Raw genomic sequence first — 22318 nt, 5'->3', positions numbered from 1 at the left:
TTGATCAGGGCCTTCCGGTCTGGTGCGGACGCCCCTGGGCGACGTCCCGCAGGGCAAGGTCGGGGTGGAACAGCGCCGTCTCCGGCAGCTCGGCCTCCATCGAGGTCAGCCCGGTGGAGAGACCCTCCTCGGTGTTGTCGTAGCTCTCGGCCATCACCTTCAGACCGTCCGCGATGTACTTGAGCGCGGCGGGCAAGTTACCCAGCCCCTCCAACACCTTGCCGCTGTAGGTGAGATAGCCCTTCTCCCCGTCGGCGAACTTCTCCCCCGAGTCGTCGGTGCCCCACGGCACCCGGGCATTCATTCCGGACATGTAGGCACTCAGGCCACGGGTCAACTCGGCGAGTTGGTCCGACCCGGACAGCACCGGACCGACCGCCGCCGCGTACTGCGCGGGATCGACCCGGAACCCCGTCCCGGCATCGCCGCCGCCAGCGGGAGCGGCGGACTGCGCCAACCGCTTGCTGCTCTCGGCCGGTTGGGCATCGACCCGGGTGGCGGCCTGCAGGGGTTCGGTCCGTTCGACCGGCTCCGCCGCGACCCGGCTCATGGGCTCGGCCATGTGCATGGGCTGGAGCCGGTCAGTGGCTTGCAAGGGTTCGGCGATGTGCGCGGGTTGAAGGCGGTCTGTGGCCTGCATCGGCTCACCAACGTGCATAGGTTGGAGGCGGTCGGTGGCTTGCAAGGGTTCGGCGATGTGCGCGGGTTGAAGGCGGTCTGTGGCCTGCATCGGCTCACCGACCTGCATGGGTTGGAGGCGGTCGGTGGCCTGCAAGGGCTCAGCGATGTGCGCGGGTTGGAGCCGGTCTGTGGCCTGCATCGGCTCGGCCATCTGCATGGGCTCCAGGCGGGCCGTGACCGGCTCGGCGGCCTGCGTTGCGTCGACCTGCCTCAGCTGCTGCTCTTCCATGGTTCTCCTCAGCGTCCCTGGGCGGGTGCCGCACCGGCCGGTCCGGAAGTCGGCTCACCGCTGCCTTCCGGGAAGCCCCCGGAACCGGCCAGCCGTGCCAGCGCGGCCCGCATGAACGGGCTGGGCACCTGGAACCCCTCCTCCTCGCGGAGCGGCGGCGGACCGGCCGCCGGTGCGGCGGGCGCGGCCGTGGCGGCCGCGTCACCGGTCGACTCCTCGTCCGGACGTCCGCGGCGCTCGGCCACCGAACGGGCCCGCTCCAGGTACGCCTCCTCCGACGCACCCGAGCCCGAACCCGAGCCCGAACCCGAACCCGACGCCGTCGACGTGTCACCGGAACCGCCGGACCCACCGGACCCGCCGGAGCCCGAACCACCCTGCTCCGACGTCCCGTTGAGCGTCGTCGCACCCTCGGTGCCGAGCACGGCGACCGCCAGCTGGCTCATCAGGTCGCCGCCGCCCGCCGCCGGAGCGGCCTGCTCCGCGCCGGCCACCACGGTCTGCGGCAGCTCCCCGGCCGGGGCCAGGCCGGACTCCTCGACCCAGCGGCGGCGCATCCGCTGCCACTGGCGGTCCTGGGGCTCGTGGCTGACGGCCTGTCCGAGGATCCCGCGGTCGGTCAGGACCGCCTCGTCCTCGTCGTCGTCCTCCACGCCGAAGCGGGTGGGCCGGACGAAGCGCGAGCCGGACTTGCCGGCACCGGCACCGGCGCCGCCTGCGGCACCCATCCCGCCCATTCCGGGCATGCCACCAGCCGCACCGCGCCCGGCGGTTGCGGCGGACCCGCCCGCGCCGGCCGCACCGTGCGCCGACCCGGCCGCACCACCGGTGCCGCCGGCACCGCGCCCGGCACCTCCGGCCGTCATCGGGACACCGGCGGCGCCTCCGTGCGCGCCGCCGCCACCGAGGGCCCCGGCGCCCCGGCCGCCCGGGCTGTACCCGCCGACCGCGGAGCCGCCGCCCGTGCGGGCGCCGCCGCCGAGGCCGCTGCCGCCCGATGCGGACCCGCCCGGACGTGCGCCGGTCCCGCCCGGGCCGCCGAGGCTGCCCGGCACCCGGCCGCCGCCGGGGGTGAACGGGGCTGCGGTGTTACGTCCGGTCAGGGTGCCACCGGGCAGCCCGGCCGGACGCCCGGTCAGGCCGCTGCCACCGGGACGCCCGGTGGCGGGGGAGCCGCCGCCGGGAATCCGGAAGCTGCCGAGGCCGCCGGGCCCGCCGAGCGAGCTGCCGGGGTCGGCCCCGCCCGGCGAGAACGGTCGCAGCGAGGTGCCGGTGCGGGGCATCCCGAGCGGGCTGTCACCGCTCGCGGGCTGATGCCCCGCCAGCGTGAGGCCGGGGGCCGAATTGGCGGGCGGCAGCTTGAACGCGGGCTTGCCGTCCGGGCCGAGCGAGGACCCGCCGCCCCCGAAGCTGCCGCCCCCACCGCCACCGAAGCCGCCGCCGAGCGCACCCGGCGCCTGGGCGGTCGGCATCCGGAACGGCTGGAGCGCGGGAGCACCCGCTCCGCCCCCGCCCGGACCGGCCAGCGGCCCGCCGGGCATGCCGGGGACAGCGCCGCCGGCCCCGCTGCCGCCGAACCCGGAACCACCGAGTCCGGAGCCGCCGAGCCCGCCGGGCATGGCGCCGCCCGGCTGGAAGCCCTGGATGTCCACCGGGGCGGGGGCGCCGCCGCCGGGGAGGTTGAGCGAAGTCTGCAGGGCGTTGGGCGCGTTGACGCCCGAGACCCCGTCCAGCCCGGTGCGGGGTGCGCCGGACGGACCGCTGGCCGGGCCGTCCTTGCCGCCGCCGGTCAGCGAGGCGACCTCGGCGGCCGCCGTCATCCGCTGGAAGTGCCCGGAGCCGTCCCGGAGCATCGCGTCGACGTTGCCGCCGACCTGGCCGACGTACGTGTTGTACGTGCTGACGGCCTCCTTGATGCCCTCGGACTTGGCGATGTCGTCGTTCTTGCCGGCCGGGTTGTCCTCGATGTACTCCTTCGTGTACTGGAGTTCGCGGATCATCTCGTTCTTGGTCTGGGTGACCGCCTCGATCGAGCCGCGCAGCGACCGGGCGATGGCACTCGCGGCCGCGACCGTGGTGGAGATGTGCGAGCCCTCGCCTTCGCTGAACTTGCGGAGGTAGCCCGCGAAGCTCTCGGCGGCCTCGCCCTCCATCGCCTCCATCGCCAGCTTGGCGTTGGCCACGATGGCGCCGATCCGGGTCTCGGCGAAGGTGTTCCACTTCTCCCAGGCGACGGCCAGGTCGTCGAGGAGGTCCTCGTTGCTGTCGGGGAAGGTGATGGCCTTCCCGTCCTCGTTGCTCTGGATGACCTTGAGCACTTCTGCCAGGTCGGGGGGCAGCTGGATCACGGTGTCCGTCCTTCTGCGAGGGTCGACTCGGGCAGGGTCAGATCTGCGGCTTGTTGCCGGAGGAGTGCGGCGGCGGTGGCTCGGGGTCGTCCCAGGCGTTGTAGTCGAGCGTGGGTGCGTCGGCCGAGGAGAAGCCGGAGTCGGCCTTCACCGGCCCGCCGGTCTCGCCCGCGACCACCACGGTGACCGGCTTGCTCCGAGGGCCGGGCCCGACCGGGGCGACCGGGGCGTCCGCGCCCTCGATCGCCCGCAGCGAGGTGGCGTTGGACTCGTCCACCGAGCGGTAGTTGGCGACCACCGTGCGCAGGTTCACCGCGACCTGGGCGCTGTTCGCGAGGAACTTCTGGATGCCCTCCAGCACCTGCTTCTGGTGGTCCGCCAGGCCGCCGACCGAACCGGTGGACCCGGTCAGCGACTTGGCGAGCCGGTCGGTCCCGTAGACCGTCGGCTTGATCTGTTCGACCGTCGCCTTCAACTGGGCGGTGGGTCCTTCCAGGTCGTCCAGCATGGTCTGGATCATCTTCGCCGCCGCTTCGACCTGTTCGAGGTCGACCCGGAACTTCCCATCCGCCATTTCCGCCCCTTGCTCGTGCCCACCGATGGCCGACGCCCCCAGGCCATCGGCGATGAATCTGCTCTGCTGTCACGGTTACTGACGCAGCGTCAGGACCGCAAGTGCTGCGGTCAGAGTGTGACGGCCCCGCCGGGGCCGACCACGAACAGGCCGGTCTCGGTGAACGAGATCGCCAGCGGCGCCCGGTCCAGCGGCGCCTCGTTCAGCAGCGTGCCGCTGCCCAGGTGCCAGAGCCGGACGGTGTCCTGCCCGTCCCCGGCCGCGACCAGCGCCTCGCCGTCCATCTCCTGGCAGACCAGGGTCCGCACGCCCGACGCACCGCCGGCCAGCTCGGTGACCGGCGCGCCGTCCTGGGTGTCCCAGGCCCGTACGGTGCCCTCCGCCGTGCCGGCCAGCAGCACCGGGCGGCCGCCGTGGCTGGCGAAGGCCAGCGCCGCGACGGGGCCGGCCAGGCCGCTCACCACCGGGCCGGGCTCACCGCTGACGGCATCCCAGATGCGTACGGTCCGGTCGCCGCCGGCGGTCGCCAGCAGCGGACGCGGCCCGGCCTGACCGAGTGCCAGTGCGGTGACGCCCTGCTGATGGGCCGCCAGCCGCAGCACGGGGGCGCCGTCCAGCGCGCCGCGGATCCGGACCACGCCGTCGGCGCCGCCGGTGACCAGGGTGGACTCGCCGATCGTCAGGCAGGTCACCGGGCCGGTGTGCGGGGTGGGCACCGAGAGCGGGGCGCCGTCCACCAGCCGGTGGCAGCGGACCGCGCCGGTCACGGTGCCGCAGACCAGCAGGCCCTCGGCCAGCGCGACGGAGCTCACGGCCCCGCCGTCGGGGGCTGACTGGAGCAGCTCCAGGCCGTCCTGCCAGACCCGCAGGGTGCCGTCGCCGTACCCGGCCGCGAGCAGCTCGGCGCCGTCCGAAGTCCTGCTGGCGGCCAGGGCGTTGAGCGGCCGCGGGCCGGTGGCCGGGGCGGTCGGCTCCCAGGTCGCCAGGGCCGGTCCGCCGGCCGGGTCGAAGAGCCTGATCCGGCCGCGCTCGTCGCCGACCGCCAGGGCCGGCCGGTCGCCGTGCCGGACCACCGCCAGGGCGGTCAGCCAGGCACCGCCGGTGGCCCAGCCGTCCAGGCCGGTGCCCTGGTAGACGTCCCAGGTGCGGACGGTGCCGTCCAACGAGCAGGAGGCCAGCACCGGTTCGCCCGCCAGTTCGGCGAAGGCCAGGCCGGTCACGGTCGCGGAGTGGCCGGCCAGTACGGCCAGCGGCTGGCCGGTGGCCAGGTCCCAGAGCCGGATCTCCCGGTCGACGCCGCCGGAGGCCAGCACCGCCTGGTCGCCCAGCGACAGCACCGCGAGGCTGGTCACCCGGTCGGTGTGCCCGACCAGCAGGTGGAGCCGGGCACCGGCCGCCGCGTCCCAGACCCGGATGGTGCCGTCGCCGCCGGCCGCGGCCACCAGGTCGAGCCCGGCGCAGTGCGCGTGCACGAGCGCCGAGGCGCCCCGGCCGTTGACGGCGAGCAGGCCCAGCCCCTTGCCGTCCTCGGCCCGCCAGGCCCGCACCTCGCCGTCCCGGCCGCCGGAGAAGGCCAGCGGTACGCCGTCGACCACCGCCGCGGCCACCACCTGCGCGCCCTCGCCGCCGGAAGTACCGTGCAGCAGTGCACCGGTGGCGGCGTCCCAGACCTGGACCGCGCCGTCCTGGGCACCGACCGCGAACAGGTCGCGCCCGCCGACCCGGCCGAGCGCCACCGCACTGGGCAGCAGGCCGGCGTCGGCGTCCGAGCCGCCCAGCGAGGCGCCGCCGGTCACCAGCTCGCCCAGGCCGAAGCCCCGGCCCGCCTCGGCCAGGGCGTAGGCGGGCTTGCCGGCGACGGTTCCGATGGCCGCCGCAGGAGCCGCCTCGGCCGGATCGACCGCATCCAACTGGACCAGGATGCCGGGGAGTTGAGCGGGCAGCTGGGGCTGGATCAGCTGGCCCGCCAGGGCCTCCAGCAGCCGGGCGATACCGGGCACCGGGGTCTCGGTGCCGTCCGCCCAGGCCAGCTCGCCGGCCACCAGCCGACGGGCCTCGGCCGCGCCGCCGCCGGCCCCCGGAGCGGTCGAGCGGAGTGCGTTCAGCACCCGGGCGGGGACCGCCGGGTCCACCGTCGCGGTGCGCACCACCTCAGCCGCTCCGGCCCGGTGCCGCACCTGCAGTGCACCGGCCTGATCCAGGCTCAGCTCAAGCCGGCCACCCGGCAGTTGCTCCCCGCCGACGGAGAACTCCAACAGATCGGACATTTCCGAACCCCCAGCCCTGGAACATGGTCAACCAGCCGCGCAATGCGCGTAGATCAGTGCGTGCGGTGCACACCGTGCGAAGTCGGGATCAACAGAGATCCTCGGGTACCAAGGTCGCGTACACGGCGTCGTGCAGGGCCTGGGTGCGTGAACTGCGGAAGAGCGCCGGCCGGAACCCGGCCCGGCGGAAGCCGATGGACGCCCCGACCACCTGGACCCCCATGTTGTCGGCGGCCGCGTAGGCGTCGATCCGGCGCAGCCCCAACTCCTCGAAGCCGAACCGGCAGGCCAGCCGCAGTGCAGCAGCCGCCGTCTTCATCCGTCGGTGCTCGGGCAACAGCCAGATCGAGACCTCGGCCGCACCCTCCTCCGGTCTCAGGTCCACCAGTTCGGCGAACCCGATCGCGGGGGCGTTCTCCCGGGCCACCGCGAAGTACGCGGCCCGGTCGCCGGCCCAGAGCCGGGGGGCGACCTCGGTGATCCAGCGCACGGCGGAGTCGCGGTCGGGGTGGGCCAGCACGCCCTGCATGAACTCGCGCACCAGCGGATCGTGCGAGCCCGCCACCAGCGTGTCGGCGTCGCGCTCCTCCGGCCTGCGGACCAGCAGCTCGCCGTCGCGCAGCACTGAGAGCGCTTCCACCGAGCTCAGCGAGCCGACAGCGCCCCGATTCCTCCCCATGTGCGGTATCGAAGCACCTTGAAGCCGCTCAATCAACCTGGCCCGGCGGGCCGTCGATTGCGATGGCGCCGATCCCGGTGTCCGTCCGGGCTGATGACGGCGGGTCAGGTGAACAGCCATCAGTACACGGACCATCCCGGTTCCGGACCGCCGCCCGCGCGCGGGACCGAGCGGTGGGAGGAGGCGGTCGATCAGCGGCCGGAGAGCGGTTTCAGCCGGTGACGGTGGTGAAGCACACACTCCCGGGCGAGGTCGGCCGCAGGTTGGACTGTCAAGGTTCCTGGCAGATCGGCAATTTGGACAGGTCAGATCGCTTCAGGACACAGATCAGTCAAGATCTGCGCCGACGGATGGCTTTTCTTGTCGGCTCACCGTCAAGCTCTGTCGCAGCTCTTCACAGCTACCCCGACTGGAGTCAGAGTGAGCCCCTCCTCCTCGCAGCGCCGCCACCTCGCGGCCGGAGCCCTCGCGGTCACCGCCGCCCTCGTCGCCGTCACCTTCCAGACCGGTGCGGCCACCGCCGCCCCCGGCCGCGACGCGGCGATAGCCAACGCCAAGGCCAACGTCGGCCACCACCCCGGAGACTTCGGCTTCGGCGCCGGGCAGGACCTGCTGGTCAAGGATGTCGTCATCGACGCCGACGGCACCCAGCACGTCCGCTTCGACCGCACCTACCAGGGCCTGCCGGTGATCGGTGGTGACCTGGTGGTCCATCAGAACGCCCACGGCAAGCTGATCGACTCCTCCCGTGGCAACGCCCACGACCCCAAGGTGAAGTCGACCACCCCGGCCGTCCCCGCGCAGGCCAGTGCGAGCGGCGCGCTCCGCGAGGCCGCGGGCATCCAGGCCGCCACCAGCACCCCCGAGCTGGTGGTCTGGGCGGTCGACGGCACCGCGCGCCTGGCCTGGCGCACCACCGTGGCCGGTACCGGCGACCACGGCCAGCCGGCCGGCAAGGTGGTCGTCACGGACGCCGCCACCGGCGAGCAGATCGAGGCCTACGACGCCGAGCACCAGGCGGTCGGCACCGGGCACTCGGAGTACACCGGCGACATCTCCATCGACACCACCGCGCAGACCGCCGGCGGCTACGCGCTGATCGACCCGACCCGCGGCCACATCACCAAGGACGCCAAGAACGTCTCGTCCTCCTCGCTCAACGCCAACTCGGGCACGCTCTTCACCGACGCGGACAACGTCTGGGGCGACGGCCGCAAGTTCTCCACCGACCGTGCCACCGCGGCGGTCGACGCCCACGCCAACACCGCCTGGACGTACGACTACTACAAGAACACCTTCAACCGCCGGGGCATCAAGAACGACGGCAAGGGTGCGACCGTCTTCGTCCACGTCGGCACCAAGTGGGACAACGCCCAGTGGTCCGACGCCTGCTTCTGCATGATGACCGGCGACGGTGACGGCGTCACCGACCCCGAGCAGGTCGACCTCGACACCATGGGCCACGAGATGACCCACGGTGTCACCAGCGCCACCGCCAACCTCCGCTACAGCGGCGAGTCCGGCGGCCTGAACGAGGCCACCAGCGACATCTTCGGCACCATGGTCGAGTGGTACGCCAACAACGGCGTCGACAAGGGCGACTACCTGTTCAGCGACCAGTCCACCCCGCCGTGGCTGCGCCGGATGGACAAGCCCTCGCTGGACGGCCGCTCCGCCGACTGCTGGACCAGGAAGGTCGGCCAGCTCGACGTCCACAACTCCTCCGGCGTGGGCAACCACTGGTTCTACCTCGCCAGCGAGGGCAGCGGCACCAAGACCGTCAACGGCGTCACCTACACCAGCCCGACCTGCAACGGCTCGACCGTGACCGGCATCGGCAACACCAAGGCCGCCGCGATCTGGTACCGCGCGCTGACCGTCTACATGACCTCCACGACGGACTACAAGGGCGCCCGCACGGCGTCGCTGAACGCCGCCAAGGACCTCTACGGTGCCACCAGCACCGAGTACAAGGCCGTCGCCGCGGCCTGGAGCGCGGTCAGCGTCGGCTGACCCGTCGACAGCGGCGGGGTCCGGGCGGGGTGATGACCCGGCCCGGACCCCGCGGTCACCCGGCGGCGGCCCGGTTGATGTCCGGGCTGTGCAGGACGTGTTCGCCGGTGCCGTTCCGGCCGACGACGGCGATCATGGCCCGGCCGATGTCCTCCGTGGTGGTGACCTTGCCGGGCACCGTGCGGCGCAGCAGCGGGTACAGCCGGGAGAGCACCGGGTAGATCAGGCGGTAGGCCGGGGTCCTGGAACGCTCGCCGTTCGCGGCGTGGATGTAGCCGGGGCGGAACATGTAGGCGTGGAACGGCATCGCGAGCAGCTCGTTCTCGGTGCGTCCCTTCACCCGGGCCCACATCAGCCGGCCCTGCTCGGTGCTGTCGGTGCCCTCGCCGGAGACGTAGACGAAGGTGAGCGCCGGGTTCGCGGGCAGGGCGCGGGCGGCGGCGAGGGTGTAGTCGTGGGTGATCCGGCGGTACTCGGCCTCGCGCTTGCCGGTGGAGCTGACGCCGAGGCAGTAGAAGACGGCGTCGACGTCCTCGAACTCGGCCGCCAGCGCGGTGAAGTCGGTGAAGTCCGCGTGCACCAGCTCCGTGAGCTTGGGGTGGGTGGTGTCGAGCGGCGACCGGACGACGGCGCGGACGCGGGTGACCCGGTCGTCGAGCAGGCACTCGCGCAGCACGCCCTGCCCCACCATGCCGGTGGCGCCGAAGAGGAGCACGTTCAAGGGTCATCTCCCGAGGTGGTGCGTACCGGTCGCATGCCCGGCGGAGCCGTGACGGTACCACTCCGCCCGGGCCGGGCCGGGGGCGGCGCACGGCACTCGACAGAGAGCCTCCCCGGTCGGCCGGAGGACGGTCGGCCGGGGAGGCGGTCGGGGCGGCAGCGCGTCGAGCGCGGCTCAGAGTTCTGCGGGTTGGGCTTCCTTCGACAGTACGGTGGGCTCCGGGGCCGGGGTCCGTCGCGGCCGGTCGGCGAGCTTGAGCCAGACCACGCCGGCGATGATGACGGCCAGCCAGACCGCCTGGCCCGCGGTGAGGGTCTCGTCGAAGACGACGGGGCCCAGCAGTGCGGCGCCGACCGACCCGATCCCGGCCCAGACGGCGTAGCCGATGCTGACGTCGATGGTGCTGAGCGCGGCGCTCAGGGCCCAGAGGGTGAGCAGGAAGAACACGACGGCGACCAGCGACCAGGCCAGGCGGGTGAAGCCGTGGCTGCCGCCGACGGAGAGCGCGTAGCCGATCTCGAACGCCCCGGCGAGGAAGAGCATGAGCCAGGAGTTGGCAGAGGTGGAGCCGGTGTTGGACATGTGCGCGGGTCCTTTCCTGGAACGGGGTGAGGTGGTGACGGCGGCTCAGGCGCCGCTGAGCTGGAGGCCGACGACGCCGATGATGATGACGGCGATGCCGACCGCCTTGCGCCAGTCCAGGCGCTGACCGAAGAGCGCTGCTCCGAGCAGGGTGATGCCGATGCCGGAGACGGAGGTCCAGATGGCGTAGCCGACACCCACGTTGAAGGTCAGCAGCGCCTTGCTGAGGAAGTAGGTCCCGATCGCGCCGCTGACCAGGGTCGCGGCGGTCCAGGGGCGGTTCTTGAAGCCGTCGGCCTTGCCGGCCGCGATGGCGACGGCGATCTCGAAGACGACGGCGACGGCGAGGTAGATCCACTGCATGGCCAGGTCCTTGGGTTCGATGGAGAGCAGTCGTAGGGGGGCTGGTGGATCAGCAGCCGTCGATGCCGCAGGCGTCGATGCCGCTGCCGACGGTCAGGTCGGCCCGGGCGTCGAGCACGGCCTTGCGGATCTGGGCGGCCGAGGGGACGCCCTCGATCCGGTGGCGTTCGCCGATGACGATCGTCGGAGCGACCGAGACGCGGTACGCCTCGGCCGTCCGCAGCGCCTCCCGATGGGCTTCGGCGTGCCGCCCGGTGGCCAGGGCTTCGGTGAACTCGGCTTGGTCCAGGCCGAGTTCGGCCGCGATGTCGGCCAGGACCTCGGGCCGGCCGATGTCCCGGTCCTCCTGGAAGAAGGCCCGCAGGACGCGCGGCGTGTACTCGGCGGCCCGGCCGTGCCCGGCCGCGTACTGGTAGCCCTCGAAGGCCAGCCGGGTGTACGGCTGCGGGGAGACGGTGGGCAGGGTGAGGTCCACGCCCAGGCGGCGGGCCATCGGGTAGACGGCGCGGGCCCAGATCGCGGGCAGGTACTCGTCCTCGGGGCGCAGCGTCGGCGTCGGGTGGGGCCGCAGCTCGAACGGCATCCACTCGATCCGGACGTCCAGGTCGTGGGTGGCCTGGTGCAGCGGGCCCTCGGCCAGCAGGCAGAACGGGCAGACGTAGTCCGACCAGACCTTGATGCCGACCGGGCCGGCCCCGGTGGCGTTCACGACCGCCCCCGGTTCATGGTCAGGAACTCCTCGAACGGCTTTGTCGCCTCCGGGAGTTGGAGCGAGGTGACCTTGACCGGCCAGCTCGCCGGGTCCTCGGCGAAGATCGAGTACGAGTCGGTGTAGTCGAAGCCGTACCGGGCGGCGGTCCTGCGGTCCGCCGCGTGCACGATGTGGCCGACGCCGAAGTACAGCGAGGCCAGGTAGCACAGGGCGCAGGGCTCGCCGGAGGCGATCAGGACCGCCCCGGCGACCGCGTGCGGGCCGTGCTCGGCGGTGGCGGTGCGGAGCGCCGTCACCTCGGCGTGCGCGGTGGGGTCGCGGTCCTCCCGCACCCGGTTGAAGCCGGTGCCGAGAATGCGGCCGTGGTTGACCACGACACCCGAGAACGGGATGCCGCCCTCGGCGACGTGCTCGCGACTGATCCGGACCGCCTCGCGGACGTACTCGGTCAGCTCGCTCTCTGGGATCTCTGAATAGCGCAATGTCGCTCCCTGGCTCAGACCGCCGAAGGCAGCCCCGAGGGCTCAGTAGTTGCTTGTACCTGCAAATTCTTCACGGTCAGAAGATCCCGCAGGATGGCTGAGCGGATAGGGAAAGCTTGCATGAGCAAGTATCTCGATGTCAAGCACTCGCGGGCTGCGCTCCGGCTGCTCCGGCCGCGTCGGCCAGGCGGCTGAACGCGAAGGCGGCCGAGACCAGGGTCATGTGGTGGTGCCAGCCGGGGAACGAGCGGCCCTCGAAGTCCCGCAGGCCGAAGCCCCGTTGGAGCAGGTCGACGGTCTCGCCGGTGGTGGGGTGGCGTTCGGTGTACGCCACCAGTTCGTCCGCGGGCCGGTCCACCAGGTTGGTGAGCCAGAGCCGGCCGGGCCCGCCGGTGGGGGACTCGGTCCGGGCGAACAGGCGCAGCGGCCGGGGCCGTTGGTCGCCCGGTGCGGCGCCGGGCAGTTGGACCAGCCGGTCCTGGGCGGCCGGTCGGCCGGGTCTCGGGGAGGCGCCCGGTCTCCTCGGGGCGGGGCGGGCCTCGGGAGCGTGCTCGTCCGGGAGCAGGGTCACCGCCGCCACCGGGGTCCGGGGAATGCCGGCGCGGAAGTTGAGCGGGGCGAGCGGAAACCCGTCGGGGATCGCGACCAGGAAATCGCGGCCCTGTCCGGCGAGACCGTCGATGAGCCGGCGCGAGTCCATATATCCGTCGAGGTCGGCGACCACCGGGACGGACAGGTGCGGGGAGTTCCGCACCATGGAGTCGATCAGGTGGAGAATTTCCAGTTCGGTCGAATGGACGCGCGCCTGCGGAATTCTGGCCTGTTCGCGCAGCGGTCCGCGGGTCCACTGCTCAGGGACGAACAGGCGCCAGCCGACCGGGAATTCTCCCGCGTCGGTCGACATGAAGACGGCAATTCCGAGCTGGCAGTTGACGGTGCGTCCGGTGTGCGGGATGAAACGGCGGTGCACGCCGCAGGACTTGTCCCCGCGCTTGGGCAGGACCACGGGGGCAACGGTCCAGGCCCGGGGCCGGACCCGGTCCGCGGCCCACTGCCGCAGCTGGTCGCAGACCGGGTCCCACTCCCAGGGGCTCTCGTTGATGAACTGGTGCAGCGCCTGGGGGGCCGTGGGGGAGTCGCTCGCCAGCGCGGCCAGCCGGCGGATGGACTTCTTGCCGGGGGTGCTGAGCAGGCCGCGTACATATGCGTGCGCCCACCGGCGCTGTTCGGCCCGGCGCAGGTGGGCGAAGAGCTGATCGGTGAACTCGCTAACGGAGTCCCATTCCCTCATTTCCGTCCCTCTCCATGACCCCCGGATGCGCGGTCCTTTCCGCAGACTGCACCCGCGCCGAAGTTGGAGCAATGTATTCCGCCGCCGAAAGGCAGTCCGGTCCGCACTTCGTCAACTCCGCCGGGGGTGCTTCCGCCGCCCAGGGACGGGAGGGGCTGCTGGGTCCCGGGATGTCGGGACTGTCGGAAACTTGCACGTGCATGTATCATTGCGGTGAAACGGCAACCAGAGAGGAGGCGCTGTGGCGAACGCACCACATGCCCCCCTGCGCACGTCCGACCACGCTGCATGGAACCGGGTGCTCACGCTGCACGCCCACGTCGAACGCGAGCTGGCCCTGGCGCTGCAGCGCCGGCACGGGATCGGGTTGTCGGAGTACCGCTCGCTGGAGCACCTGGACCGCTCCGCCACCAGCGAGTTGCGGATGCAGGACCTGGCCGACCGGGTCGGCCTGGGGCAGTCCTCGGTGACCCGCCTGGTGGGGCGGTTGGAGGCGGCCGGCTTCGCCCTCAAGGACCTGTGTCCGTCGGACAAGCGCGGTGTCTACGCGGTCATCACCGACGAGGGCCGCCGGCGCTACCAGGACGCCCGTGCCACCTATGCGGAAGTGCTCTCGTCCGCGCTGAACGCTTTCACCGCCGACCCCGAGATCGGTCCCACCGTCCAGGCCCTGCGCGCAGCCCGGGTCTGACCCCGGGTCAGCCCTGGTCGGGCCCTGCTCCACCCGTACTTCCCCGCCCCGAACGCACTCAGCGTTCGGGGCATTTTTTTGCTTGAACATGCAACTTAAGTGGTCTGGGTCACACCCACTTCGGCAAGTAGATGCTTGACCAAGCATGTACTTGCCCGGGTACCTTCAAGTCCGACAGCGCACGATTCGAACAGTCGGACGGCACCGATCGCCGACGGCTGAACCGACGCGAGGAATCCCCCGTGCCATCGTCCCGCTTGGCCGAAACCGTCGCCGCCCACGGCGACAGCCATCCCCATCGCATCGCGCTCCACTACAACGACGAGGCCGTCAGCTACGGCCGCCTGTGCGACCTGACCCGGCGTCTGCGCACGGGGCTCACCCGGCTCGACCTCCCGGCGGGCAGCACCGTCTGCGTCCCGGCGCACAAGACGCCGGGGACCGTGGCCCTGCTGCTGGCCGTGCTCCAGGAGGGTCACACCGCACTCGCCCCCTCACCCGACCTGGGCAGTGCCGCGCTCGACCGGCTGGCCGGGCAGGCCCGCGTCTCCCACCTGCTCACCGCGACCGAGGACGGCGGGATCACCGCCGTGCCGGTGCGGCCGGAGGACGGCGCGGCCGACGGGTTCACGACGCCGGACCCGGGCCGGACCGGGCTGCTGCTGACCACCTCGGGCTCGACCGGCACCCCCAAGATCGTGCCGATCGAGGCCGCCGGGTTCGACGCCTTCGCGGACTGGGCCACCGAGGAGTTCGGCCTGTCCGACCGCGACACCGCCCTGTCCTACGCACCCCTCAACTTCGACCTGGCACTGCTCGACGTCTGGACCTTCCTCCGGCTCGGTGCCGCCGTGGTCCTGGTGGACCGTCAGCGGGCCACCGACGCGGCGCACCTGGCCGGGCTGGCGGCCCGGCACCGGGTCACCTTCGTCCAGGGCGTGCCGATGATGTACCGGCTGCTGCTGGAGCACGGCGACTCGTTCGGCACGGTGCGCCACGTCGTCTTCACTGGTGAGCAGATGCCGGGCGAGCTGCTGGGCCGGGTCGCCCCGGCCTTCCCCCGGGCCGCCTTCCACAACGTGTTCGGCTGCACGGAGACCAACGACTCGTTCATCCACCGGGTCGACCCCGACCTGGGCGGGCCGCTGCCCATCGGCCGTCCGATCCGCGGCACCGAGGCCCTGGTGCTGGACGCCGACGGCGTGCCGCTCGCCTCGGCCGGCACTGGCGAACTCCTGGTCTCCACACCGTTCCAGACCACCGGATACCTGCGCCGGGACCTGAACGACGCGGTGTTCACCCAGGTCGGGGACCGGATCTTCTACCGCACCGGCGACATCGTCACCCGCACCGCCGAGGGCCTGCACCACCTGGAGGGGCGCGCGGACTGGCACGTGAAGGTCAGGGGCGTGCGCACCAACCTGCAGGAGGTGGAGAACGTGATCGCGGCCCACCCGGACGTCACCGAGGCCGTGGTGGTGTCGCTGCCCGACCCGCAGGCGGGCGTCCGCCTGCACGCCCAGGTCACCAGCCGCCCGGGCAGCGGCCTCACCAGCCTCCGGCTCCGCACCCACCTGGGCCGGCACCTGCCGCGGCACGCCATCCCGGGATCGGTGCACCTGACCGCGGTCTCCCTGCCCCGCACCTCGACCGGCAAGCCCGACCGCAACCTGATCAAGCAGAACTGCCTGAAGGAGAGCGACGCATGAGCAGTACCGACATCGCCGGCGAGATCCGCGCCTACGTCGCGGCCGAGTTCCTGGCCGGGGAGGACACCGCGGACCTGACCGGTGACTACGACCTGATCGACTCCGGCGTCATCGACAGTCTCGGCCTGGTGAGACTCCTCTCGCACGTCACCCATGTCTATCAACTCCCGGTCGACGAGATCGAGTTCGGGCCGGACAACTTCCGCACCGTCGACGCGATCGTGGCCCTGGTCGAGGACCACCGGCCGGCCGCGGTCTGACCCGCCCCCGATCCGCACCACCACCCTGCACCACCAACCTGATTCAGAAGGAGAACCAGAGAGATGTTCGTTCGCAGCCTCGATGATGTCGCCCCGGTCGAGTGGGGCAACGGTCTGAGCTACCGGCTACTGACCAAGGCCGACGGCATGGGCTTCGCCGTCGCGGACACCCTGGTGCGGAAGGGCACGTCGAGTGCCCTGCAGTACCGCAACCACCTGGAGGCCTGCTACTGCGTCGGCGGCTCGGGCGAGGTCGTGGAGAAGGACGGCACCCGCCACAAGATCACCAAGGGCACCATCTACGTCCTCAACGAGCACGACCCGCACTACCTGGTCGCCTCCGACGACGAGGACCTGCTGCTGGTGTCGATCTTCAACCCGCCGATCGTCGGCAACGAGAAGCACGTGCTGTCCGAGGACGGCTTCTCCCAGTACTGACCGGACCGGGCACCACGCCGGGCCGGGCCGGGCCCCGGCCCGGCGTGGTGCCTCCGCCACCGACCCCGAGGACCTGCCGTGACCGAAGACCTCTTCCACCTCACCGCCCCGTGGGCCGACCGACTCAACGCCGAGACCCGCGAGTTGGACGCGGCGGGCGCCTTCCCGCACGACAAGTGGAAGGCCCTGCGGGAGACCGGACTGCTGCGCACCCACTTCGATCCGGAGTTCGGCGGCGCCGGCCGCAGCCTGACCGAGACGATGCGGGCGCTGGAGGGGCTCGGCCACACGTCGAACGACGCCGGCCTCTCCTTCTCCGCCTCGACCCAGATCGTGTCCGTGGGCGTACCACTGCAGCGGTTCGGGAATCAGCAGCAGAAGGAGCGGTACCTGCCGGGGATCATGTCCGGCGAGTCGATCACCGCCCACGCGATCACCGAGCGGTCCGGCGGTTCCGACGCGCTGAACCTGGCCACCGCCGCCCGCCGCGACGGGGACCACTACGTGGTCGACGGCGACAAGATGTTCATCACCAACGCCCCCGTCGCGGACCTGTTCCTGCTCTACGTCCGGACCGGCAGGCCCGGCCCGTTCGGCCTCACCACCCTGCTGGTCGAGGCCGGCACCCCCGGCCTGACCGTCGGCCCCGCGATGGACAAGATCGGCCTGCGCACCAGTCCGATCGGCACGCTCGCCTTCGACGGACTGCGCGTCCCGGTGGCCCAGCGGGTCGGGCAGGAGGGCGCCGGTTTCCTGGTGCTGGACCACGTGATGAAGCGTGAGGTCCTGTTCGGCTTCTCCATCACCCTGGGCGAGATGACCCGCCGGCTGGAGCAGACCATCGCCTTCGCCCGGGAGCGGCGCCAGTTCGGCCAGGCGATCGGCAGCTACCAGGGCGTCTCGCACCGGATCGCGGACATGAAGATGCGGGTGGAGACGGCCCGCAAGTGGCTCACCGACACCGGCGCCAAGGTCGAGCGGAACGAGGACGCCGCACTCGACCTCGCGGCCACCAAGACCATCGTCTCCGAGGCCAACCTGCAGACCGCGCTCGACGCGGTGCAGATCCACGGCGGCCGCGGCGTGCTCACCGAGTACGGGATCGAGCGCGACCTCCGCAACTCGGTCGCCGGGACGATCTACTCCGGCACCTCCGAGATCCAGCGCAACCGCATCGCCACCCTCCTCGGGCTCTGACCCGCCATCCGACCGACCGACAGGAAGCACTGATGACCGAGCAGTTGGACCATCTCACCCGACCGACGGCCTTCCTCGACTACGAGACCGACGCGGTGCAGGACTTCATCGACCACGCCGTCAAGGACCGTTCCGCCGACCGGCGGACCAACGCGGTCGAGTTGTACTACGCCGTCCGCGACGGCGTCTTCTACGAGGTCTACGGCGCCCCGCTCTCCCGCGACGGACTCCGGGCCTCGCACACCGCCGCCACCAAGTCCGGGTTCTGCCTGCACAAGTCGGCCCTGTACGCGGCCGCCGTACGCGCCCTGGGCATCCCCTCCCGGCTGGTCTACGGCGACGTGCGCAACCACCTCGCCTCGCCCCGGCTGCTGGAGCACATCGGCGGCGACGTGTTCTTCCACGCGCTCACCCAGGTCCACCTGGACGGCAAGTGGGTCAAGGCCACACCGGTGTTCAACAAGCTGCTCTGCCGGATGTACGGCATGCAGGCGCTGGAGTTCGACGGTCTGAGCGACAGCCTGCACCACCCGTTCGGGGAGGGCGGCGGCTCGATGGAGTTCCTCACCGACCACGGCAGCTTCGACGACGTCCCCTACGACTTCGTCCTGGAGTCGATGCGCGGCCGCCACCCCAGGTTCCTCGACGCCGACGGGACCGGCACCGTCGGCGGCGGCCGGCTCGCCGACGAGTCCACCCTCACCCGGTAAGGAGCGCGCCATGACCGGCACCCCCGCACCGCTCGACGGCTGGGACGCCTCGACCCGGATCGGCGTCGTCGTACCGCACGCCGACGTCGGCCCGGAGGCGGAGCTGCAGGCCGTCGCCCCCGCCTCCGTGTCCGTGCACGCCTCCCGGATCCACTTCGCGGCGATGCGGGCGGGCGGCGAGATGGACGAGAAGATCCCGCACGACCCGATCCTGGCCTTCGTCCAACCCCCCTACCTGGACCAGGCCGTGGAGCTGCTGGCCGCCGCGCCGCTGCACGCGCTCGCGCTCGGCTTCACCTCCTCCAGCTACGCCCTGAAGGCCCGCGGCGAGCAGGAGCTGTACGAGCGGCTGCGGCCGGTCACCCGCGGGCTGCCGATCACCGGCACGACCCGGGCCGCCCGGGCCGCGTTCGACGCCCTGGGCGCGGACCGGATCGCGGTGGTGAACCCGCCCTGGTTCGACGACCTGCTGTCGGGCCAAGGTGCGGACTACTTCCGCGAGTTCGGCTACCAGGTGGTGCACCACGGCCCTTGCGGACTGCCCTCGAACCAGAAGGCGATCACACCGGAGAACCTGTCGGCGTGGATCCGCGGCACGGTCGCCGCGCATCGGCCCGACGCCGTCCTGGTGGCAGGCAACGGCATCCGGGCCGTGGGCACCGTCCAGACCCTGGAGGACGAGCTCGGCCTCCACGTCGTCACCGCCAACCAGGTGATCCTCTGGCACGCCCTCCACCTGGCCGGTGCCGCCGACACCGCCCACGGCATCACCGGGTACGGCCACCTCTTCACCACCGCCCCCAAGGCCGAACGTACCTGAGCCTGCTCGATGCCCGCCCTCGGCCAACCGGCCGTACCCCCGAAGCCGGGCATCAGCCGGCCGCCACCCCCGGCCCCACCCGGGGGTGGCCGTCGTTCCCGGCCGGGCCCGCCGGCCCGGCGCCGAGCGGGTCAGGCGCAGTGGGCGGCGACCTGTTTCCGGAAGTCGGCCACGGAGACGACCTCCGACCCCGACGTGCCGTGGCCGACCACGACCTGGTCCGGCCCGAGGCCGAGCAGGGTGGCACCGTCGACCCTGACCTTGCCGGGATCGAGCAGGCCGTCGCGGCTGACCGAGACCCCGATCCGGTACGTCGCGCCGGTCCGGGGCGCGCCCGGCAAGTCCCCGCTCGACGCCCAGTCCGGGCCGAGCTCCGCCGGTTTCGCCGGGTCGGCCTGCGCCGTCGGAGTCCGGGGCAGCGCGACCCAGCTCTCCAGTTTCCCGTCGGCCTCGGTGACGACGGACAGGTCCGCCACCTGCTCGTCCGGACACCGGGCCGGTTCGATGACCAGGCTTCCCTGCTCCATCCGGACCCCGACGAGCCGGGTCTCGGCCGGGGTGCAGGCGGCCAGCACGGGCAGCGTCAGGGCACCGGCGAGCGCCGCGACCAGCAGCCGGCGTCCCCGATCGAACGAACGCATCGATCCTCCTCCGCGGTCGGGTTTCAGTCTCGGCTGCCGGTGGCCGCTTCGGGATCCGCCGCGAGGTAGACCCAGGCGGTGGTGCCCGAGGCGAGCCGGACCTCGGAGCGGGCGTAGTCGTCCACCTCGTAGTCGTCGGCCGCGGCCAGGTCGGCGTCGGTGAGCTCGAAGACCGTGCCGTCGACGGCGTCCCGGGTGTCGGCCGAGGGCAGGACCAGCGGGTGGCGGTCGGTGCCGCTGCTGGCGATGACGGCGGGGTCGGTGACCTCCACCCAGGACAGCCGGAAGCCCGGCAGTGCGTCCGGACGCCCGGTCAGCAGCCGGCCGAACCGGTCCCGCTGCACCTGCTCCAACTGGAGCGTTCCGTAGGAGAACAGACGGTGGGTCATGGATTCGGACACGGTGAGAACCCCCACGGACTCGGCATCGCCATCGGGCCGGATCCTAGCCTGCGGGCGTTCCGCGCCGTTGAGGAGGTTTCTTTTCCGGGTTGCCGTGGTGAGTGGCAGTTCGGCCCTGTGGCCACCGCGACAGGTGGTATGACGGTGCAGAGCCTGGAGGTGGTCCGTCATGACCCGGTACTGCGTCGACCCCGTCCGCTACGAACTCATCGCGACCTGGGGGAGTGGGGAGGGCGATCTGGCTGCACGGATCGCCGCCGTCCCGTCCGGCACCGACATCGGGGCCCTGTCCCGCGTCGCCGTCACCCTCACCCAGCTGTCCAAGGCGGCCTGGGGCACCTACACCCACCCGGCCGGCGCGGTCGACTCGCTCGAACCCGACAGCGAGGGCTGGCGCCGGGAGCACGAACGCAAGGCCTTCGGCGAGATCGCCCGGGCGGTGGCCGAGCCGCACCTCCCCCGGGGCGGCTCGATCGAGGTCTCGTACAGCCCGCTGGTGGAGTCCGCGAACCGGCTCGGCCGCGCGCTGCTGGCCCTGGCCGTACCGGAGTTGAGCGAGGCCGTGCAGACCGAGGTGGCCACCGAGCTGGCCTCGGTCGAGAGCGCCGAGCTCGGCGACCTCTCCGGGCGGGCGCAGCAGGCCGTGCTGCTCAGCCGCGAGGACGCCTCCCCGGTGCAGGTCGCCGAGGCCGACCGCCTGTTGCAGCAGGACCCGTTCGGGCCGCGCGCGCTGTTCTCCGACGTCGACCCCACTGCGGCAGCGGTGGCTGCGGCGCACTGGCTGTACGCCGCGGCGGAGACCGTCGCGGAGACGTCGGGGCACGTGGTCACCTCGGTGGTCCTGGAGGCGGACAACATCGAGAGCCTCCCGCACGAGACGCCGACCCTCGTGCTCGAACTCCTGGAGTCCGGCGCCTCGCCGTACGACGTGGTCACCGGGCTGGTGCGGCACGCCATGCGGGTGGCCGACGGCGTGCTGCCCGACCCGGGGGCCTTCCGCGAACAGCTCGACGAGGCCGAGGAGATCCTCGCCGAGTACACCGACGACGACGAGGACGCGGAGCTCGGCGGCCTGCGCCTGACCCCGCTCGACCCCAAGCGCCCGGCCCGCGACCTGCTGGAGGACCTGCTGGCCGGCATCCACGGCTGCTGGCTGCTGCACGACGAGCACGCCGAACCCCTCGACGACGGAGCCGACGACGAGGGGGCCGACCTGCGCGCCGAGCAGCAGCAGAACCGCAGCCGCGAGGAGTTCGCCGCCCGCGTGCGCACCACCGCCGGCCGGCAGCACGACCGGCTCATCTGACGGGTCGGGCCGCCCGGCCCGCACGGAGCCGTCGCCGGTGGGCAGGCCGAAGGGCCTGGTTGCTCATGTTCCGCCGGGTTTGCCGGTCGAGACGTGCAGGAGGACGGACGAGCCCGGTGCCACCGGTTCCGCGCCGCCCCGAGGATGAGTGCTCATCACCTGGCCGGCGGGGGTGTTCCAGTCTGTGTGCCGCATGATCGTGCAGCCCAGTCCGAGTCCGCGCAGCAGGCGTTCGGCCTGTTCTGCCGGCATCCCGGTCAGGTCCGGCAGCGTGATGCCCGCTCCCGCGGTCCGTTCCTGTGCCGGAGTCGCGTTGGCGCTTCCGCTCTGAGGGGTACCGGTGGCGAGCGGGGCGCACGCCGCGCTCACCGGCGGGGACAGGGCTGGGGAGGCGCCGGGCGCGGGCGCCACGGGCTTCAGGGCGACGAACCCCACCGTGGCGCACGCCATCGCGCAGCACGTCACGGCAGTGCCGAGGATCATCCGGCGAGTGCGGCTGCGGCTGACGGATCGCTCGATCGCGGCCGCCTCCACGACCGGCGCGGTAGGCCCGTCGGCGAAGGAGGTCAATGCAGCACGCAGCTCGGCTTCCAGGCCCGGCTCGAACGGAGCCGGTCCGGACGACGTATTCCTCACTTCGTACCTCCGAAAGCGGCAGACGGCGTGTGCGGCGCCCGGGCGCCCGGTACGGAATCGCGCAGCTTGGCCAGGCCGCGGGCGAGCTGCGACCTCACCGCACTCGAAGAGATGTCCAGGACATCGGCAATCTGCCGGGTGTCCAGATCGTGCAGGTAGTACAGGACCACCACGCTGCGCATGCCCATCGGCAGCCCCAGCAGCGCCGCGATCAGTTCCGCGCGCAGATCCACGTGGCCGAACCGGTCCCGGGGGTCGGCTGCTTCGGGCACCCCCGACAGGCCGACGCGCTCACCCCGGCGGGACAGCCGCCGCCAGCGGTCGTTGGCCAGGTTCACCAGCACCTTGCGTACGTACGCCTCCGGCGAGTCCGCCACCGCGACCCTCCGCCACTGCCGGCATGCCCGCTCCAGCGCCTCCTGCACCAGATCCTCAGCCGTATGCACGTCACCGGTCAGTGCGTACGCGGTGCGGAACAACGCTCCCGACCGCTGTGCGACGAACTCCGCGAATCCGTTGCCCGGACCGCTCCTGCGAAATTTCACCCGCCGACCTCCTCTCCTCGTC

The 22318-nt window shown here is 72.3% G+C and carries 24 protein-coding genes; 9 read left to right on the top strand and 15 right to left on the bottom strand.

Annotation, left to right across the window (positions count from 1 at the left end; all coding sequences use genetic code 11):
* Positions 1 to 4 precede the first annotated feature (4 nt).
* The 5 genes from ABT118_RS07970 to ABT118_RS07950 form a co-directional block, all read right to left on the bottom strand.
* Positions 5 to 910 (bottom strand): hypothetical protein, encoded by a 906-nt coding sequence (locus tag ABT118_RS07970; protein ID WP_350645821.1) that lies wholly within the window; start codon positions 908 to 910, stop codon positions 5 to 7.
* An 8-nt stretch (positions 911 to 918) separates the two neighbouring features.
* Positions 919 to 3258: a WXG100-like domain-containing protein gene (locus ABT118_RS07965; protein WP_350645819.1), complete on the bottom strand. Its 2340-nt coding sequence runs from the start codon at positions 3256 to 3258 to the stop codon at positions 919 to 921.
* Positions 3259 to 3295: 37 nt separating this feature from the next.
* Positions 3296 to 3832, bottom strand: a complete 537-nt coding sequence (locus ABT118_RS07960) for a WXG100 family type VII secretion target (protein WP_350645817.1) — start codon at positions 3830 to 3832, stop codon at positions 3296 to 3298.
* A 110-nt stretch (positions 3833 to 3942) separates the two neighbouring features.
* Positions 3943 to 6099, bottom strand: a complete 2157-nt coding sequence (locus tag ABT118_RS07955) for a WD40 repeat domain-containing protein (RefSeq protein ID WP_350645815.1) — start codon at positions 6097 to 6099, stop codon at positions 3943 to 3945.
* A gap of 88 nt (positions 6100 to 6187) precedes the next feature.
* The gene (locus ABT118_RS07950; RefSeq protein WP_350645813.1) at positions 6188 to 6739 is read right to left on the bottom strand and encodes a GNAT family N-acetyltransferase; all 552 of its coding nucleotides are present in this window, start codon (positions 6737 to 6739) and stop codon (positions 6188 to 6190) included.
* Positions 6740 to 7198: 459 nt separating this feature from the next.
* Here ABT118_RS07950 and ABT118_RS07945 point away from each other — a divergent pair, with 459 nt between their 5' ends.
* Positions 7199 to 8791, top strand: a complete 1593-nt coding sequence (locus ABT118_RS07945) for a M4 family metallopeptidase (protein ID WP_350645811.1) — start codon at positions 7199 to 7201, stop codon at positions 8789 to 8791.
* 55 nt (positions 8792 to 8846) lie between these two features.
* Here ABT118_RS07945 and ABT118_RS07940 read toward each other — a convergent pair whose 3' ends face one another.
* The 6 genes from ABT118_RS07940 to ABT118_RS07915 all read right to left on the bottom strand — a co-directional run bounded on the left by ABT118_RS07940 (position 8847) and on the right by ABT118_RS07915 (position 12942).
* Positions 8847 to 9506, bottom strand: coding sequence for an NAD(P)H-binding protein (locus ABT118_RS07940; protein WP_350646299.1), 660 nt, complete (start codon positions 9504 to 9506; stop codon positions 8847 to 8849).
* Between the two features lie 180 nt (positions 9507 to 9686).
* Positions 9687 to 10094 (bottom strand): DMT family transporter, encoded by a 408-nt coding sequence (locus ABT118_RS07935; RefSeq protein WP_350645809.1) that lies wholly within the window; start codon positions 10092 to 10094, stop codon positions 9687 to 9689.
* Positions 10095 to 10139: 45 nt separating this feature from the next.
* A complete protein-coding gene (locus ABT118_RS07930; RefSeq protein ID WP_350645807.1) occupies positions 10140 to 10457 on the bottom strand; it encodes a DMT family transporter in 318 nt (105 codons plus the stop codon).
* A gap of 49 nt (positions 10458 to 10506) precedes the next feature.
* Positions 10507 to 11166: a DsbA family oxidoreductase gene (locus tag ABT118_RS07925; protein ID WP_350645805.1), complete on the bottom strand. Its 660-nt coding sequence runs from the start codon at positions 11164 to 11166 to the stop codon at positions 10507 to 10509.
* A complete protein-coding gene (locus tag ABT118_RS07920) occupies positions 11163 to 11651 on the bottom strand; it encodes a nucleoside deaminase (protein ID WP_350645803.1) in 489 nt (162 codons plus the stop codon). The genes ABT118_RS07925 and ABT118_RS07920 overlap by 4 nt, the downstream gene beginning before the upstream one ends.
* Before the next feature lie 139 nt (positions 11652 to 11790).
* Positions 11791 to 12942: an IS701 family transposase gene (locus ABT118_RS07915; protein WP_350645801.1), complete on the bottom strand. Its 1152-nt coding sequence runs from the start codon at positions 12940 to 12942 to the stop codon at positions 11791 to 11793.
* Between the two features lie 241 nt (positions 12943 to 13183).
* Between ABT118_RS07915 and ABT118_RS07910 the strand changes: the two genes are divergently transcribed.
* The 7 genes from ABT118_RS07910 to ABT118_RS07880 all read left to right on the top strand — a co-directional run bounded on the left by ABT118_RS07910 (position 13184) and on the right by ABT118_RS07880 (position 18767).
* Positions 13184 to 13633 carry a MarR family winged helix-turn-helix transcriptional regulator gene (locus tag ABT118_RS07910; protein ID WP_350645799.1) on the top strand — a complete coding sequence of 150 codons (450 nt, stop codon included), beginning with the start codon at positions 13184 to 13186 and terminating at the stop codon, positions 13631 to 13633.
* Positions 13634 to 13875: 242 nt separating this feature from the next.
* Positions 13876 to 15342 carry an AMP-binding protein gene (locus ABT118_RS07905; RefSeq protein WP_350645797.1) on the top strand — a complete coding sequence of 489 codons (1467 nt, stop codon included), beginning with the start codon at positions 13876 to 13878 and terminating at the stop codon, positions 15340 to 15342.
* A complete protein-coding gene (locus tag ABT118_RS07900; protein WP_350645795.1) occupies positions 15339 to 15602 on the top strand; it encodes an acyl carrier protein in 264 nt (87 codons plus the stop codon). The genes ABT118_RS07905 and ABT118_RS07900 overlap by 4 nt, the downstream gene beginning before the upstream one ends.
* Positions 15603 to 15665: 63 nt before the next feature.
* A complete protein-coding gene (locus ABT118_RS07895; protein ID WP_350645793.1) occupies positions 15666 to 16040 on the top strand; it encodes an ectoine synthase in 375 nt (124 codons plus the stop codon).
* Between the two features lie 78 nt (positions 16041 to 16118).
* Positions 16119 to 17237 (top strand): acyl-CoA dehydrogenase family protein, encoded by a 1119-nt coding sequence (locus ABT118_RS07890; protein ID WP_350645791.1) that lies wholly within the window; start codon positions 16119 to 16121, stop codon positions 17235 to 17237.
* Positions 17238 to 17269: 32 nt separating this feature from the next.
* The gene (locus tag ABT118_RS07885; RefSeq protein ID WP_350645789.1) at positions 17270 to 17947 is read left to right on the top strand and encodes a transglutaminase-like domain-containing protein; all 678 of its coding nucleotides are present in this window, start codon (positions 17270 to 17272) and stop codon (positions 17945 to 17947) included.
* A 10-nt stretch (positions 17948 to 17957) separates the two neighbouring features.
* Positions 17958 to 18767: a maleate cis-trans isomerase family protein gene (locus ABT118_RS07880; protein ID WP_350645787.1), complete on the top strand. Its 810-nt coding sequence runs from the start codon at positions 17958 to 17960 to the stop codon at positions 18765 to 18767.
* A 131-nt stretch (positions 18768 to 18898) separates the two neighbouring features.
* Here ABT118_RS07880 and ABT118_RS07875 read toward each other — a convergent pair whose 3' ends face one another.
* Positions 18899 to 19408 (bottom strand): hypothetical protein, encoded by a 510-nt coding sequence (locus ABT118_RS07875; RefSeq protein ID WP_350645785.1) that lies wholly within the window; start codon positions 19406 to 19408, stop codon positions 18899 to 18901.
* 23 nt (positions 19409 to 19431) lie between these two features.
* Positions 19432 to 19797 carry a gamma-glutamylcyclotransferase family protein gene (locus ABT118_RS07870; RefSeq protein ID WP_350645783.1) on the bottom strand — a complete coding sequence of 122 codons (366 nt, stop codon included), beginning with the start codon at positions 19795 to 19797 and terminating at the stop codon, positions 19432 to 19434.
* Positions 19798 to 19978: 181 nt separating this feature from the next.
* Between ABT118_RS07870 and ABT118_RS07865 the strand changes: the two genes are divergently transcribed.
* Entirely contained in the window at positions 19979 to 21115 is a 1137-nt protein-coding gene (locus ABT118_RS07865) for a hypothetical protein (RefSeq protein WP_350645781.1), read from the top strand.
* A 63-nt stretch (positions 21116 to 21178) separates the two neighbouring features.
* On the opposite strand, the gene ABT118_RS07860 is transcribed toward ABT118_RS07865, so the two are convergent.
* Entirely contained in the window at positions 21179 to 21751 is a 573-nt protein-coding gene (locus ABT118_RS07860) for a PASTA domain-containing protein (protein WP_350645779.1), read from the bottom strand.
* Positions 21748 to 22296: a SigE family RNA polymerase sigma factor gene (locus ABT118_RS07855; protein WP_350645777.1), complete on the bottom strand. Its 549-nt coding sequence runs from the start codon at positions 22294 to 22296 to the stop codon at positions 21748 to 21750. Before ABT118_RS07855 ends, ABT118_RS07860 begins: the two co-directional genes overlap by 4 nt.
* Positions 22297 to 22318: the final 22 nt, after the last annotated feature.

It is taken from the genome of Kitasatospora sp. NPDC002040, from assembly GCF_040296785.1.
GTDB lineage: Bacteria > Actinomycetota > Actinomycetes > Streptomycetales > Streptomycetaceae > Kitasatospora.
This window is presented reverse-complemented; position numbering and strand designations above follow the sequence as displayed.

Bases quoted from the DNA above. Each gene is read 5' to 3' on its own strand.
- ABT118_RS07970 (WP_350645821.1), bottom strand. From the start codon at position 910: ATGGAAGAGCAGCAGCTGAGGCAGGTCGACGCAACGCAGGCCGCCGAG.
- ABT118_RS07960 (WP_350645817.1), bottom strand. From the start codon at position 3,832: ATGGCGGATGGGAAGTTCCGGGTCGACCTCGAACAGGTCGAAGCGGCG.
- ABT118_RS07955 (WP_350645815.1), bottom strand. From the start codon at position 6,099: ATGTCCGATCTGTTGGAGTTCTCCGTCGGCGGGGAGCAACTGCCGGGT.
- ABT118_RS07935 (WP_350645809.1), bottom strand. From the start codon at position 10,094: ATGTCCAACACCGGCTCCACCTCTGCCAACTCCTGGCTCATGCTCTTC.
- ABT118_RS07930 (WP_350645807.1), bottom strand. From the start codon at position 10,457: ATGCAGTGGATCTACCTCGCCGTCGCCGTCGTCTTCGAGATCGCCGTC.
- ABT118_RS07915 (WP_350645801.1), bottom strand. From the start codon at position 12,942: ATGAGGGAATGGGACTCCGTTAGCGAGTTCACCGATCAGCTCTTCGCC.
- ABT118_RS07900 (WP_350645795.1), top strand. From the start codon at position 15,339: ATGAGCAGTACCGACATCGCCGGCGAGATCCGCGCCTACGTCGCGGCC.
- ABT118_RS07895 (WP_350645793.1), top strand. From the start codon at position 15,666: ATGTTCGTTCGCAGCCTCGATGATGTCGCCCCGGTCGAGTGGGGCAAC.
- ABT118_RS07885 (WP_350645789.1), top strand. From the start codon at position 17,270: ATGACCGAGCAGTTGGACCATCTCACCCGACCGACGGCCTTCCTCGAC.
- ABT118_RS07880 (WP_350645787.1), top strand. From the start codon at position 17,958: ATGACCGGCACCCCCGCACCGCTCGACGGCTGGGACGCCTCGACCCGG.
- ABT118_RS07875 (WP_350645785.1), bottom strand. From the start codon at position 19,408: ATGCGTTCGTTCGATCGGGGACGCCGGCTGCTGGTCGCGGCGCTCGCC.
- ABT118_RS07870 (WP_350645783.1), bottom strand. From the start codon at position 19,797: ATGACCCACCGTCTGTTCTCCTACGGAACGCTCCAGTTGGAGCAGGTG.
- ABT118_RS07865 (WP_350645781.1), top strand. From the start codon at position 19,979: ATGACCCGGTACTGCGTCGACCCCGTCCGCTACGAACTCATCGCGACC.